15 protein-coding genes are annotated in these 12,815 nt (G+C 68.0%); 7 read left to right on the top strand and 8 right to left on the bottom strand.

All coding sequences use genetic code 11. The features are described 5' to 3' along the window. Nucleotides 1–17 precede the first annotated feature (17 nt). The 5 genes from ACQP2T_RS17840 to ACQP2T_RS17820 form a co-directional block, all read right to left on the bottom strand. Complete coding sequence (locus ACQP2T_RS17840; RefSeq protein ID WP_433517246.1) at nucleotides 18–860, bottom strand: NAD(P)H-binding protein; 843 nt, start codon at nucleotides 858–860, stop codon at nucleotides 18–20. Between the two features lie 103 nt (nucleotides 861–963). After that, complete coding sequence (locus ACQP2T_RS17835; RefSeq protein ID WP_433517245.1) at nucleotides 964–2,277, bottom strand: MFS transporter; 1,314 nt, start codon at nucleotides 2,275–2,277, stop codon at nucleotides 964–966. Between the two features lie 92 nt (nucleotides 2,278–2,369). Beyond that, nucleotides 2,370–2,813, bottom strand: coding sequence for a MarR family winged helix-turn-helix transcriptional regulator (locus tag ACQP2T_RS17830; protein WP_433517244.1), 444 nt, complete (start codon nucleotides 2,811–2,813; stop codon nucleotides 2,370–2,372). Between the two features lie 63 nt (nucleotides 2,814–2,876). Further along, complete coding sequence (locus ACQP2T_RS17825; protein WP_433517243.1) at nucleotides 2,877–3,335, bottom strand: ATP-binding protein; 459 nt, start codon at nucleotides 3,333–3,335, stop codon at nucleotides 2,877–2,879. After that, the gene (locus tag ACQP2T_RS17820) at nucleotides 3,332–3,619 is read right to left on the bottom strand and encodes a hypothetical protein (RefSeq protein WP_433517242.1); all 288 of its coding nucleotides are present in this window, start codon (nucleotides 3,617–3,619) and stop codon (nucleotides 3,332–3,334) included. The genes ACQP2T_RS17825 and ACQP2T_RS17820 overlap by 4 nt, the downstream gene beginning before the upstream one ends. A gap of 214 nt (nucleotides 3,620–3,833) precedes the next feature. On the opposite strand from ACQP2T_RS17820, the gene ACQP2T_RS17815 reads away from it, so the two are divergent. The 5 genes from ACQP2T_RS17815 to ACQP2T_RS17795 all read left to right on the top strand — a co-directional run bounded on the left by ACQP2T_RS17815 (nucleotide 3,834) and on the right by ACQP2T_RS17795 (nucleotide 8,471). Next, nucleotides 3,834–4,661 carry a helix-turn-helix domain-containing protein gene (locus tag ACQP2T_RS17815; protein ID WP_433517241.1) on the top strand — a complete coding sequence of 276 codons (828 nt, stop codon included), beginning with the start codon at nucleotides 3,834–3,836 and terminating at the stop codon, nucleotides 4,659–4,661. Next, nucleotides 4,652–4,849 (top strand): DUF397 domain-containing protein, encoded by a 198-nt coding sequence (locus ACQP2T_RS17810; protein WP_433517240.1) that lies wholly within the window; start codon nucleotides 4,652–4,654, stop codon nucleotides 4,847–4,849. Before ACQP2T_RS17815 ends, ACQP2T_RS17810 begins: the two co-directional genes overlap by 10 nt. 264 nt (nucleotides 4,850–5,113) lie before the next feature. Continuing rightward, nucleotides 5,114–5,245, top strand: a complete 132-nt coding sequence (locus ACQP2T_RS17805) for a DUF397 domain-containing protein (RefSeq protein ID WP_433517239.1) — start codon at nucleotides 5,114–5,116, stop codon at nucleotides 5,243–5,245. A 75-nt stretch (nucleotides 5,246–5,320) separates the two neighbouring features. Next, nucleotides 5,321–6,454, top strand: coding sequence for a winged helix DNA-binding domain-containing protein (locus tag ACQP2T_RS17800; RefSeq protein ID WP_433517238.1), 1,134 nt, complete (start codon nucleotides 5,321–5,323; stop codon nucleotides 6,452–6,454). Between the two features lie 193 nt (nucleotides 6,455–6,647). After that, nucleotides 6,648–8,471 (top strand): protein kinase domain-containing protein, encoded by a 1,824-nt coding sequence (locus tag ACQP2T_RS17795; protein ID WP_433517237.1) that lies wholly within the window; start codon nucleotides 6,648–6,650, stop codon nucleotides 8,469–8,471. A gap of 140 nt (nucleotides 8,472–8,611) precedes the next feature. On the opposite strand, the gene ACQP2T_RS17790 is transcribed toward ACQP2T_RS17795, so the two are convergent. Both ACQP2T_RS17790 and ACQP2T_RS17785 read right to left on the bottom strand, forming a co-directional pair. After that, the gene (locus tag ACQP2T_RS17790) at nucleotides 8,612–9,679 is read right to left on the bottom strand and encodes a suppressor of fused domain protein (RefSeq protein WP_433519787.1); all 1,068 of its coding nucleotides are present in this window, start codon (nucleotides 9,677–9,679) and stop codon (nucleotides 8,612–8,614) included. Between the two features lie 45 nt (nucleotides 9,680–9,724). Continuing rightward, nucleotides 9,725–10,306, bottom strand: a complete 582-nt coding sequence (locus ACQP2T_RS17785; protein WP_433517236.1) for a hypothetical protein — start codon at nucleotides 10,304–10,306, stop codon at nucleotides 9,725–9,727. 110 nt (nucleotides 10,307–10,416) lie between these two features. Here ACQP2T_RS17785 and ACQP2T_RS17780 point away from each other — a divergent pair, with 110 nt between their 5' ends. Both ACQP2T_RS17780 and ACQP2T_RS17775 read left to right on the top strand, forming a co-directional pair. Further along, nucleotides 10,417–11,487: a sensor histidine kinase gene (locus tag ACQP2T_RS17780; RefSeq protein WP_433517235.1), complete on the top strand. Its 1,071-nt coding sequence runs from the start codon at nucleotides 10,417–10,419 to the stop codon at nucleotides 11,485–11,487. Beyond that, nucleotides 11,484–12,134, top strand: coding sequence for a response regulator transcription factor (locus ACQP2T_RS17775; RefSeq protein WP_433517234.1), 651 nt, complete (start codon nucleotides 11,484–11,486; stop codon nucleotides 12,132–12,134). The genes ACQP2T_RS17780 and ACQP2T_RS17775 overlap by 4 nt, the downstream gene beginning before the upstream one ends. A gap of 127 nt (nucleotides 12,135–12,261) precedes the next feature. On the opposite strand, the gene ACQP2T_RS17770 is transcribed toward ACQP2T_RS17775, so the two are convergent. After that, nucleotides 12,262–12,711, bottom strand: coding sequence for an NUDIX domain-containing protein (locus tag ACQP2T_RS17770; protein ID WP_433517233.1), 450 nt, complete (start codon nucleotides 12,709–12,711; stop codon nucleotides 12,262–12,264). Between the last annotated feature and the right edge of the window lie 104 nt (nucleotides 12,712–12,815).

Raw genomic sequence — 12,815 nt, 5'->3', positions numbered from 1 at the left:
CCGTCAATGATCTCGGCTCAAGTTGTACGAAGCCCCAGCCCAGCAGGCTGCTCCGGGGGGAAAGCGTGCGCATGCTCGGCCACCCACGAGCGGAACGTGCGCGCCGCGGTCGCGGTCACCTCCTCCACGGTGGCGGTGACCGGTGCCGGGCCGAGCGTCATCTCGGCCTGGGCCCGCAGGATGCCGTCCACGGCCGCCGCCGGCCAGCCGCGGGCCAGCATCTGCCGCCGGGCGTCCTCCGGCGAGGTCTCCTCCCAGCGCACGGGGTGGCCGATCACCTCGCTGATGACGCGTACCTGCTCGGCCTGGGTCAGGGAGTGTGGCCCGGTCAGCTCGTACACGGAGCCGGCATGCCGGTCCTGGGTCAGCGCCCGCACCGCGACCGCGGCGATGTCCCGCTCGTGCACGAGGGACATGGCGGCCTGACCGTACGGCCCACGCACTACTCCCCCGCTGCGGATCTGCTCGGCCCAGCGCAGGGCGTTGGCCGCGAAGGCGTGCGGGCGCAGGATCGTCCATTGCGGGACAGACCGTCGGATCAGCCGCTCGGCCTGCCGTTCATGGTCACGCACAGCCGCCGACGACAGATACACCACCCTCTTCGCCATCACCTTGAGCACCGCCTCCAGCCCCTCGGCCGAGGCGAACGGCCAGACCAGGAACACCGCCTCAACCCCGTCGAAAGCGGCATGCAGAGAATCAGGGACCGACAGGTCGCCGCGCATGCCCTCGACGGCCGGTGGCAGATCGGCCGGTTCCCGGGTCAGCGCGCGCACCTCGACTCCGGTTTCCAGCAGCTGCGCCACCACCTGACGACCGACCGTGCCGGTCGCGCCGGTAACCAAAATCCTTTGCGGCATCGTGCGCCTTCCCATCCATCAGCGGCTGTACTGATGGTCAACCGTAGGAGGAGAAGGCGAGATGACCAATGCTTAAATGTCTGGTATTCATACGTGATCGTCTTCAGATGGCGAGTCGGCCCAAGCTGCGATCGACGACCGTGATCAGCAGGAACAGGGTCGCGGCACCGATCATGACCCAGGCCAGCACGTGCATACCGGCGGTGTCGGCGTGCCGGCCGAAGGCGAACGCGGAAGCGGCGGACGCGACCATCGACCCCATGTACGAGAAGGTACGGAGCAGCCCGGACGAGGCGCCCATGCGCTCCGGATCGGCCTGCCGGTACACCGAGTTCTGCAGGGCGAGGTTGTTGAGCCCCTGCGGCACCCCGAACACCAAGGCGACGCCGAGCAGCATCCAGACCGGGCTGCTCGCGTACAGGAACAGCATCAGCACGCACGCGACGATCTGTCCGACCGCGCCGACGACGAGCTTGCCCCAAACCCCCTTGCGGCGGCCGGTGAGCGTAGAGACGACGATGGCCAGCAGGAACATCGGCAGCTGTACGAGCCCGGCCTGGGAGGCGGACAGGCCGCGGCCCTCCTCCACCCACTGGGTGAAGCCGAAGAGGAAGGCGTAGGCGACGACGTACGCGACCAGGGCGCGCGCGTAGGTGGCGAGCAGGGGGCGGTTGCCGCCGAGCACCCGCAGGTCGATGAACGGCTCGGGGGCGCGCAACTCACGCCACCCGAACGCGGCGGCCGCCGCGGCGGCGATCACGAGCAGGTACAGCGACCCGACGCTCAGGTTCATCAGGAACAGCAGCAACGCCATGAGCATGACCGTGAACAGCCCGGCGCCGGGCAGATCCAGGCGCGCGGCGATGCCGCCACGACTGGTGGGCGGCGTTTTCGGCAGCCGCAGCGCGCCAAGGATCAGCGCGCCCGCCGCGAGCGGGATGTTCAGGGCGAAGGTGGCCCGCCAGCCGCCGACGCCGATCAGCAGACCGCCGAGCGCGGGGCCGATGACGGCGACGGTCTGGGTCGCGACGGCGAGCGTGGTGAGCACCCCGCCGGGGTTGTCGTTCCCGGTACGGTCCGCCTCGCGGCGCAGTAGCGACATCGCGGCCGGATATCCGGCGCAGGTACCGAAGCCGAGCACCACCCGGGCCGCGATGAGGACGCCCAGGTTGGGGGCGTACATCCCGACGACGCCCGCGACGCCGACCAGGGCGGCGCCGATCAGGAAGAGCCGGCGCGGCCCGAAGAGGTCGATGAGGCGCCCGACGACCGGCTGCCCGAGCGCGGTGGCGAAATAGAGCGCCGAGACGAGCCAGGCGGTCTCCGAGGGCGGGGCACCGAAAGCGACGCCGATGGGGACGAGCGCGACGGCGATGATCGTCGAGTTGATCGGGTTGAGGATCGACCCGATGATCATCGGAGGTATCAGGCGACGGTCGAACCGCCCGCCCCTTGCGCTGTCGCTCGCATGCGGCCTCGCGTGGGCGGTCGCCGGATGCTGGTCATCGCTCATGATTCGATCAGCTTCTCCAGGACGGCCATCGCTTTCACAACCGTCTGCCGCTCACTCGCGGTGCACCGCTCCTCCAGGACGCGGGCCAGCCAGGCTTGGCGGGCCGCGCGGTCTCCCTCGGCGCGTTCGCGGCCGGGGCCGGTGAGGGTGACGAGCCGTTTGCGGCCGTCATCGGGATCGGGGTTGCGCTCGACGAGCCCGAGGCGGGACAGCGCCGCGACCGTGGTGGCCATGGACTGGGGGCGTACGCCTTCCACGGCCGCGAGATCACTCGCCGTGGCGGGCCCGTTCTGGGAGAGCCGGGCGAGGACGGACGCCTGGGAGAGGGTGATGTCCGCGGCGTCGTTCACATTCAGGATGCGGCGGCGCAGGCGGCCGATGGTCACCCGGATGGCGTGCGCGGTGCGGACGGCGGAGGCGTCCTCGGTCTTGTCACCCATAGCTTCCACCTTAAGTTGTTCAGTCTGAACTGTACAGTTTTGACTGTCTTTCTGATGACATGGTCAATCGCGCTCGGCCAGCCGGAACCAGACCGACCCGCCGGTCTCGTCGCGGTGGAATCCCCATTCCTCGGCCAGCAGATCCACCAGCCACATGCCCCGGCCTCCGTCGTCGTCAAGGGTCGGGGCGCGTACGGCGGGCGCGGTGGTGGCGGAGCCCGCGTCGGCCACCACCACCCGCACGGTCGTTCCGATGCGGGTGATCTGGACCGCCACCTGGCCACCGAGGGCGTGGGCGGAGTCGGAGTGGGTGATGGCGTTGGTGACGACCTCGCTCAGCAACAGGAGCGCATCGTCAAGGAACGAGGGCGGGATACCGGCGGACAGCAGGGAGCCCGCCCAATCACGGGCCTCGGGAACGGATATCGCCGAAGCCGGGAATTCCCTGCGCCAGGTGGCGTGCGGCGCGTTCGTGAATGGCGTCTTGGGCGGGTCGTCGTAATGACGGAGCGGCCCTGTCATGCGTTCACCTCCGCCGCGATGATGTCGGCGACATTGGCCGCGCAAGCCACCACCCATTTGTCCCGCCGCCACAACCGGGCCCACCATGGCCGCCAGGTGAACACCCAGCCGCAGCGGCGGCGGATGGCGGTGATGTGGACCTTGGCGCCGCTCGCCGAAAGCATCTCCAGAACCGGCCGGCCGGTCACGGGAACGACCAGGGAGACGCGGATTCCCAGACCATGCAGCTCCCAGGCCAGCCGGGCCAGACGGTCGAATCTCTCGCAGTGTTCGCGCACCGTCATTTCTCTCCCGGCCGTAGAAAGTATTGGGCAACCTTCTTTATCTGCTGGCAGAAAAGAGCGGCTGTGCTTTAGCGTGCCTTCTTGGCGCCGAGTCGGCGACCAGGTCTCCAGGCCAAGACAGCACGCATAATGACAGCCACTGGTCAGGCGTGGTTTAAATGGTGTGGCCACCCAATGAGGGTTTCCGTTTTTCTCTGATTAGAGAGGAAATGTGATGCACGTTGTGCCGTCTCTCGACCCGGGGTCCCCTCGCGTGCGATTCGGCGCCGAGATGCGGCGGCTACGAGAGGCCGCCGAGCTGTCGCAGGCCGCCGTGGCCTCCCGGCTCGGGTGTACGCAGACGCAGGTGAGCAGGCTGGAGAAGGCGACCCGCACACCATCGCGGTCCGACGCCGAGCGGCTGGACCAGCTCTTCGGCATGGCCGAGGGTGTGTCCTTCACCCGGCTCCATCAGAGCATCACCGCCCAGTCCGGCAGCCCGATCTGGTTCCAGAATTGGGCCGAGGAGATCGAGCCCACCCTCCTTGTCCTGCGCTCCTGGGATCCCCTGCTCATCCCAGGGCTCCTGCAAACCGAGGCATACGCCCGCCACATCTTCAGCCAGGGACCGCAGATAACACCCGAAGAGGTAGATGAACGCGTCGAAGCCCGCATGCGGCGGCAACACATCCTTGACCGGAAGAAGCCGCCCATGCTCCTGACACTCGTCGATGCGGGTGTACTGCACCGCAGAATCGGCGGTCCTGAGGTGATGCGTGAGCAACTCGGCCATCTGCTGGAGCTGGCCCGGCGACCTGCCGTCTTCATCCAGGTCGTCGATCCGGAATGCGTTGCGGGCCTGGCAGGAGCCTTTATGATCGCCAAGCTCCCGAATGACCAGCCCGATGTCGTCAGCTCGGACTCACCGACACAGGCGCACATCACGACGGGCCATGACATTGTCACCTCAGTTTGGCAGCGCTATGAGGCGATACGGCTATGGGCTTATCCTGAGCGCATATCCCTCAAGATGATCGAGGAAGCGAGACACGCATGGACCTGAGCACCGCCGTGTGGCGGAAGTCGTCGCGCTCTTCAGACAATGGCGGCCAGTGCGTTGAAGTCGCCACGAATCTTCCCGGCGTAGTCGCGGTTCGCGACAGCAAGGATCCGGAAGGCCCCAAGCTGATCTTCACCCCCGCCGAGTGGAGGGCATTCATCGGGGGGGTTGAGGACGGCGAGTTCGGCTGACAGACGAATTCAAGCTAGCAGCGGCCTTCCGCAGTCATCACATCTTCGGCATGGAGGCAGAGAGCGAGTCGAGGTTCAGTTGCGCCAGCAGCGCTTCCTCAACCGAGACAAGCCACCTCTGACCTCCATACGGCCATGGGCCTATCCTGAGCGCATATTCCGCAAGATGATCTAGGAAGCGAGACGCGAATGGACCTGAGCGGCGCCGTGTGGCGGAAGTCGTCGCGCTCTTCAGGCAACGGCGGCCAGTGCGTGGAGGTAGCCATGAATCTTCCCGGAGTGGTCGGCGTTCGGGACAGCAAGGACCCGGAAGGCCCCAAGCTGATCTTCACCCCCGCCGAGTGGAGGGCATTCATCGCCGACCTCAAGTCCGGCGACTTCGGTCTTATACCCTGACCTCACCACCCTCCCCGTCGCTGGATGGCGACAGGCGCTGATGGCCGCCCGCCGTCGAAGACAAGGAACGGGGAGATGAGACTCACCGCCCGACAGCTCAACCGCGCCACGCTCGCCCGGCAACTGCTGTTACAGCGCGAATCGCTGACCGTGCCCGACGCCGTCCGCCGGCTCGTCGCCCTGCAGGCGCAGGAGGCCCCATCGCCGTATGTCGCCCTGTGGAACCGGCTCACCGACTTCGAGGCGAAAGAGCTGGACGTCGCGTTCGCCGACCGCGAGGTGGTCAAGGCCACGCTGCTGCGCATCACGTTGCACGCGGTACACGCCGAGGACTACCCGGACTATCACTCCGCGATGTGGCGAACAGTACGGGCAGCCCGGCTGGGCCACTCCCGCTTCACCTCGAGCGGACTGACCATCGCCGACGCCGATGCCCTCCTCCCCCATCTCGCGGAGTTCGTGGCCAGCCCGCGTACCAGTGCCGAGATCGAGGACTTTCTCAAGGACAGATACGGGGAGCCCAAGCGGGGTGCGTGGTGGGCGCTGCGGACATTCGCGCCTTTGCACCACGCGCCGACCGGTGGGCCGTGGTCGTTCGGTACGCGGTCGTCGTTCCTCGCCGCAGGTACCACATCAGGTCCGGAATCTGAGGACGAGTCCGTACAGCGGCTGGTTCTGCGTTACCTGCGAGCGTTCGGCCCTGCCACGGTGCCGGATTTGGCGCAGTTCACCCTGCTCAAGCGGTCGGTGCTGCGGCTGGCTGTGCAGGCTCTGGCCGGCCAGGTCGAGGAGTTGGAGGGACCGGGAGGGGTGACGCTGTTCGATGTGCCCGGCGGGCCGCTCCCCGCTGAGGACACTGCCGCCCCACCCCGCCTGCTGCCTATGTGGGACAGCGTCCTGCTCGCCTACGCCGATCGCAGCCGCGTCATTCCGCCCGAATACCGGCCGATCGTCATCCGGCGCAACGGCGACGTCCTGCCGACCCTGCTCGTCGACGGCTTCGTCGCCGGCGTGTGGCGCCCGGTCGAGGGCGGCATCGAAGCGACGGCATTCCACCACCTGGACGACGAGACGTGGAAGGGGCTCGCGACAGAGGCCGAGGCGCTGGCGGCCTTCCTGGCGAACCGCGGGACCACCGTCTATCGCCGCTACGGTCACTGGTGGACCAAGCAGTTGCCGAGCGCCGAAGTCCGCCTGCTCCCAAGCTGAAGCCCCTCAGTATCGACCTGCCCAGCGGAGCGATGACCGGAACCCCGATCGAGGCACTCGACTGCGCATGCACCCTCTATCTCCCGAACCGAAAGAACACCCGGAGTGATCAACTGAAGCCATCAAGCACCTCAGCGGGCCTGCACTAGGCTTGATCAGCCGCGCGATGCTCAAGGGGAGGGAACCACCAGCTGTGCAGTCTCTGCAAGAACAGGACCCCGACCGGATCGCCGACTACCGGCTCATCGGCAGGCTGGGGGAAGGCGGCATGGGCGTGGTCTACCTCGCCCGGTCGCCGCGTGGCCGAATGGTGGCGGTGAAGATCATCCGCGCTGAACTGGCGGCGGCCCTGGATTTCCGCCGCCGGTTCGCCGAGGAGATCGCCGTGGCGCGACGGGTCGGCGGGAAGTGGACGGCCGCCGTGCTGGCCGCCGACCCCGATGCGGCATTGCCCTGGGTGGCCACGGCGTACGTTGCCGGGCCGACTCTGCATCAGGTGGTGGCGGAGCAGGGCGGGCCGCTGCCAGAAAACTCGGTGCGTGGATTGGCCTCCGGGTTGTGCCAGGCACTGGGCGACATCCACGACGCCGGGCTCATCCACCGTGACCTGAAGCCGTCGAACGTGATGGTGACCATCAACGGGCCGAAGGTGATCGACTTCGGCATCGTCCGCGCCTTGGACGCCTCCACCACCGGGGGCCTCACCGCCACCGGCGCGGTGATCGGCTCTCCCGGCTTCATGTCACCGGAACAGATCCGGGGCGAGAAACTGACCGGGGCGAGCGACATCTTCTCGCTGGGTACGGTACTGGCCTTCGCTGCCACCGGGCGGCTGCCGTTCGACGCGCAGGACAGCCAGTTACACGCTCTGATGTACCGGGTGGTACACGAGCCGCCGGACCTCACCGGTGTGCCAGAGCCGCTGCTGGGGCTGATCAAGGACTGCCTGGCCAAGGACCCGGCCGGCCGGCCGACCCTGAACGAGCTGCGGGCACGGGAAGAGACCCAGTACCGCTCGCTGGAGCCATGGTTGCCGTCGGAGGTGCTGGCCCGGCTGGGCCAGGAAGCGGTGCAGCTGCTGGATCAGGAGGATCCCCGCACCCGGATGATCATCGCCGCGGGCGCCGCACCCGGCGCGGACCCAGCCGCCGAAGCGATGACCGTGACCCCGGCCGTCTCACCGCAACCGCTCACTGCCAAGCTCACCATGACTTTGGCTGATTCCAAGGCCCCTGTCGCCGGCGATCAACCGCATCAGCAGGCTGCCGTGGCTGTTCGGTCGGAGGCACCACAACTCCGGTTGGTCGACGAACGCCGCCGCGCGCGCGGCCTTACGCTCCCGGCTGATGGGTACCGAGCCGCGGTCTACTGGCTCCTTGCCCTCTTCGCCTTGGTCTCCGTACTCACAGTCGTCCAGCAGCTCGGGGTCGCCGTCGGCGGAGTACACCAGGACGGGCTATTCGCCTTGTGGGAATCGCGGTCAGCAATCGAGGACATCTCCTACGTCCTGTTGGGCGCCCAGGTCCTCTTCGGCGTCGGGCTGGTGGTGGGCTGGCTGATCTGGTTCGTCCGAGTACGCGCCGTCGCCGAGCGGCTCGCGCCCGGGCAACTGCGGTACCGCGAGTCCATGGCGGCGGTCGGCTGGTTCATCCCGGTGGGGAACCTCTTCCTTCCCAAGCAGATCGCCAACGACGTTTGGCATGCCTCCAGCCCGCCCGGCCGGGGCGGCGGCATGGGCCCCGCTGGTCTGCTGCACGCCTGGTGGTTCGTCTGGCTGGCTACCTTCTTGACCTGGCCTCTCTACTGGACCCCATGGATGGAGACGGGCAAGATGAGATATCCCGACGGGGACCAGCCCTCCTGGTACGACTTCCAGCTGCTGACCTGGTTCAGCATGGCAGTGCACGTGCTGGTTGTGCCGGCGGTGGTCGTCGCGGCTCTCTATGTCCATCGGCTGACCGTCATGCAGGCGGCCAAACTCGACGAGCGACCGCTCACCGGCGCCTCGGCGGTGTGACGGTCCGGGGGCCGGGTCGCGGGGTTTGAAGATTGGTGGACCAAGCAGTTGCCGAGGGCCGAAGTCCGTTTACTCCCGAGCCAGGTCGGTCGCAGGTGAGGATCTCGACCCCTGTCCGTGACGACACCACACAAAGATCGTTAGCGCCTGTCCCGGTCCACGATGTGCAACGGTACGTCCCGCTCGACCCGCTCCAGCACAGCGGCCGCGTTGCCGCCCTTGGCCGCGGCGTACTCCGCCTCGGTCAGCGCAACGACCTGCAGGAACGTCACACGGCCGTGCGGGGTGTCCAGCACGGCCAACTGCGGGTCGACGGCGAACGCGAGCGCCGCGAGTTCGGTTGGATTGTCCGCCTCCTGGTCCGGCCGGTCGTTGAACGTTCCCCGGGCCACGTGGATCGTGTGGCCGGGCGCGAACGGCCGCTCCGCGAAGACGTACCTGGCCAGCTGCTGCAACAGCACGGCCGGCCACTTCGGCGGCGCTTCGTCCTGTGGGCCACGGGCAACCCGGATACTGAACTCGATCCCCCAGCCCGACTCCTCCGGGTCGTCGCTCACCTTCTCGTAGAGCTCGGACATCCCGAAGCTCACGAGGTGCCAGTGCGGGCGCGGCTCGTCCCGAGCGTAGATCCGGATCGCGTCCAACGGATCGGGACCGCCGGCCGAGTACGGCACGTCGGGCGCGAAGGTGCCCACCGGTTCGGTGTCACCGTAGAGATCGTGCAACGCCGTCTCGATCGCCGCCCAGCCGACCGGCTCCAGATCTGTGGAGATGGAGATCTGGGTCCCTTCCGGTAGGTCCTTCACCTGCCCGTGGATCTGACCGGCGACGTTGACGGTGACCACGAAGTCGATGGCGTTGATGTTGTCGACCGCTACCCGACCACCGGCGACCGGCGGGTGCTTGAAGTCGTAGACCTGTTTGGCATCGGGGACGATCCCGGCACGTTCGGCTTCCCGGGCCAGCCCGGCCATCAGATACCGCTCCTGACCCTCCGGCGTGTCCAGCTCCGCTCGCAGCACCTCGACGCCGTCCCAGCACCGGGTCAGCGTGCCGTGCACGATGCTGAGGAACCAGCAGCCGTCGTCGGAACGGAGGAAGACATCCCCGAACGGGGACGCGAAGAGCGGGACCTTGTCTCCGATATCGGCCCACTGCCACGCGTCAAGGGCACCCGCGTACTGCTCCGGCGAAAACTCTCGAATCATTTCCACGCGGGGATCCAACCACAGTCTTGTTCGGCGAACGCAGACTTACTGGGACGGTGCCATGGCGCGGCGGCGGGGTACGACAGTGCGGCGGCGATAGTAGTGCATCGTCAGCAGGGCGAGCAGTGGACTCCAGACGGCCAGCGGCCAGTACATGGCATGAAAGACCACTGTCTGCCAGCCGTGCGTGACCAATCCGGTCGGGTCACCGTTGAACTTCACCCCGAGACTGATGCTGACCATCGCATAGGGGAAGACCAGCAGCGCGAGCGCGCCAAGACCAGCGGGGATGACCGCGGCCATGACCGGCACCCGGCGGCCACGCAGGACCGGCACCCAACGCGGCCACACCTCACCCCACTCGCTGACCAGCCCGACGGCGAGCAGGGCCGCCCCTTCACTCACCACGCTGAGCAGAAGGATGTACCACCACCCGTTCAGCTGTTCCTGCCCGGCAGGCGCGGGGCCGGGCTCCAGCAGCGGCACATTCAAGATGAAGGCGGCGATGCGCCACAGGCTGGAGGGCAGCACGGCCAGCGGGATGGCGTAGGCGGCCAGCACGGCCCAGCGGGGAACGCCCGCCGAGGTCCGGCCATGCAGTCTGCTCCACAGGGTGTCAGCGGTCATGAAGATTCTCCTCAAAGGGTGGTGCCTTCGAGGATCACACCTGTCCCGAGCCTGCTCATCCCCCACACGAGGGAGGCCGGGCGGCGGGCCGTCGACTAACGTCGGTCCCCGTGAGAGGTCGCTTCGCCCGAGCTGCGCGGGCCGGGATTTACCAGCTGCTGGGGGCCGCGCTGCTGACCCCGGTGGCCGTGGCGCTCGGCCTGGTCATCCTGGCGGAGCAGACCCCGGTGCGGGTGTTCGCGTTGTGGGCCGCGTGCCTGCCTGCCTCGATGCTGCTGGCCGCGGTGCCGTTGATGCGGCGCCTCGAGAGGGCCGCGCTGTCGGAACTGCTCGGCGTCGACGTACCCGAACGGACCGATCGGCTCTATCTGGCGGCCCTGACAAGCCTGCACCTTTACGGCGGCGCCACCCTTGGTGCGGGGGTGCTGCTGCTGTCTCCTGGGCTGGTCCGGCTGGGCGACGTGTCGCGGTGGCGCGCGGCTCCAGGTGAGCTGGCCGGGGTGTGTGTCCTCGCGGCGGCCACACTGGCCGTGATGGTCGCGGCCGGGCTCGGCCAGCGGTCGGCGGCGCGCCGGCTGCTGGGTGCCGAACCGTCCCGCGTCATCGAGGAACTCGGCCGCCGCCAGAGCCTGGCCATGGAACTGCACGACTCGGTCGGCCATGCCCTCAGCGTCGTCCTCGTACAGGCGATGGCCGCTCAAGCGGCGCTGCAAAAAGCGCGCGTGCCGGAGGTCGGCGACTCGCTCAGCCATCTGACGAACACCGCCCGAAACGCCCAGCAGGACCTCGACGTGCTGCTGCGCGTACTCGACGACGGCGACCCGGCCGAGACACCCACACTCGACTCGCTCCGCGAGCTGATCCGCGGCCTCGACGTGCGCGCGAACGTCGGCCGCCTCGACCGGGTTCCGGCCGCCACCTCGCGCGTGGCCTTCGCCATCGCCAGGGAGGCGCTCACCAACGCCCTGCGTCACGGGCGGGGCCCGATCGTGATCGACGTCGCCACCGGCGACAATCTGATCCTCACCGTGGACAACAACACGGCCGGCACCTCCCCACGGCCCAGCAGGGAAGGGCGCGGTCTCGCCGGCATGCGCATGCGGGCCCGGTTGGCCGGCGGCACGTTCGTACACAAGAAGATGGAGGACACGTGGCGCATCCAGGCGACGCTGCCGCTGTGATCCGCGTCGTCCTGGCCGACGACGAGACGCTGATCCGTTCGGGTTGGGCGACAATGCTCTCCTTCCACGACGACATCGAGGTCGCCGGCGAGGCGGCCGATGGTCGTGCGGCCGTCGAGGCCGGCAGTAGCGCGGACGTCGTGCTGATGGACATCCGCATGCCCCGCCTCGACGGCCTGGCCGCCACCCAGGAGCTCACCCGCCGCTCCCCGGCGACGCGGGTCATCGTGGTCACGACGTTCGAGAACGACCAGCTGGTCTGGGGTGCGCTGCGCGCCGGCGCGGCCGGTTACGTTCTCAAGCGCGCGCCCGCGGAGGAGCTGGTGGATGCCATCCGGCTCGTGCACTCCCGCGACGCGGTGCTCTTCCCCGACGCGCTGCGCCGCATCGCCTCTCCACATGCCGGTAGGTCGAAGCCGCGCGTGCCGGTCGAGCTGACCCCGCGCGAGCTGGACGTACTGCGGCACATCGCGTACGGGCAGAACAACGCGGAGATCGCGGCGACCCTGTACGTCTCCGTAGAGACGGTCAAGACGCACATCCGCCACGTCCTGGAGAAGCTCGGGGCTCGCGACCGCACCCAGGCGGCGGTTCTAGCCTACGAATTCGGCCTCATCTTCGCCGGCGCCGAGGGGCGCCTCATGTGAGCGGGCCGCCGGTCGTCAGGCAGTCGACCTCGATCTCTCCCCAATTCTCCTGGCGTGGCTTACCCGACTCGTTGACCTGGACTTCGTTGCCTGGGGCCGGGAAGTACATCCGGCGGCCGCCTTGCGGTCAAGCTCCTCGGATGAGCCTCTTGTGGGCCTCGGACATCCCATCGGGCAGCGCGTCTGCGGCGAACAGTCTGGCGTCGATGACCTCCCTGCCGTCCACGGCGAGGTCGTCGAGTCCGCCGATCAGGGTGGCCTCGTAGAAGATCTCGATGCGGAGCTTGAAGCCGCTGTTCACCTGGAGAAGGCGACCGACCTTGACGGTCAGGCCGGTCTCTTCGCGTACCTCTCGAACGATGGTGTCCTCGTGCTTCTCGCCTTTGTTGGCGTAGCCGGTGGGAAAGCCCCATTGCCGATCGGCAGGCCACAGCCGGTGGCGCAGCAGGAGGACCCGGCCGTCCTCGGTGCGGGTGACCGCGGTGATCCCACACATGAACTTGGCGTTCACGAGCCACAGCAAGCGCCACTGCAAGGGCTTGCCAATGCGCCACAGCTTGGCCAGCAGCTCGTTCACGTCGTTGTCTCCAGGCTCGGCGTGGGTGAGGTCGAACGGATCATCGCATGCCTGAGCTGGTCACACCCGCCAAGACGACAGCCGCCGGCGCACCGATATCGCCG

The sequence above is a fragment of the Nonomuraea sp. CA-143628 genome (genome assembly GCF_050942315.1).
Classification (GTDB): domain Bacteria; phylum Actinomycetota; class Actinomycetes; order Streptosporangiales; family Streptosporangiaceae; genus Nonomuraea.
This window is presented reverse-complemented; position numbering and strand designations above follow the sequence as displayed.

Bases quoted from the DNA above. Each gene is read 5' to 3' on its own strand.
- ACQP2T_RS17840 (WP_433517246.1), bottom strand. From the start codon at position 860: ATGCCGCAAAGGATTTTGGTTACCGGCGCGACCGGCACGGTCGGTCGT.
- ACQP2T_RS17835 (WP_433517245.1), bottom strand. From the start codon at position 2,277: ATGATCATCGGGTCGATCCTCAACCCGATCAACTCGACGATCATCGCC.
- ACQP2T_RS17830 (WP_433517244.1), bottom strand. From the start codon at position 2,813: ATGGGTGACAAGACCGAGGACGCCTCCGCCGTCCGCACCGCGCACGCC.
- ACQP2T_RS17825 (WP_433517243.1), bottom strand. From the start codon at position 3,335: ATGACAGGGCCGCTCCGTCATTACGACGACCCGCCCAAGACGCCATTC.
- ACQP2T_RS17820 (WP_433517242.1), bottom strand. From the start codon at position 3,619: ATGACGGTGCGCGAACACTGCGAGAGATTCGACCGTCTGGCCCGGCTG.
- ACQP2T_RS17815 (WP_433517241.1), top strand. From the start codon at position 3,834: ATGCACGTTGTGCCGTCTCTCGACCCGGGGTCCCCTCGCGTGCGATTC.
- ACQP2T_RS17810 (WP_433517240.1), top strand. From the start codon at position 4,652: ATGGACCTGAGCACCGCCGTGTGGCGGAAGTCGTCGCGCTCTTCAGAC.
- ACQP2T_RS17805 (WP_433517239.1), top strand. From the start codon at position 5,114: ATGAATCTTCCCGGAGTGGTCGGCGTTCGGGACAGCAAGGACCCGGAA.
- ACQP2T_RS17800 (WP_433517238.1), top strand. From the start codon at position 5,321: ATGAGACTCACCGCCCGACAGCTCAACCGCGCCACGCTCGCCCGGCAA.
- ACQP2T_RS17790 (WP_433519787.1), bottom strand. From the start codon at position 9,679: ATGATTCGAGAGTTTTCGCCGGAGCAGTACGCGGGTGCCCTTGACGCG.
- ACQP2T_RS17785 (WP_433517236.1), bottom strand. From the start codon at position 10,306: ATGACCGCTGACACCCTGTGGAGCAGACTGCATGGCCGGACCTCGGCG.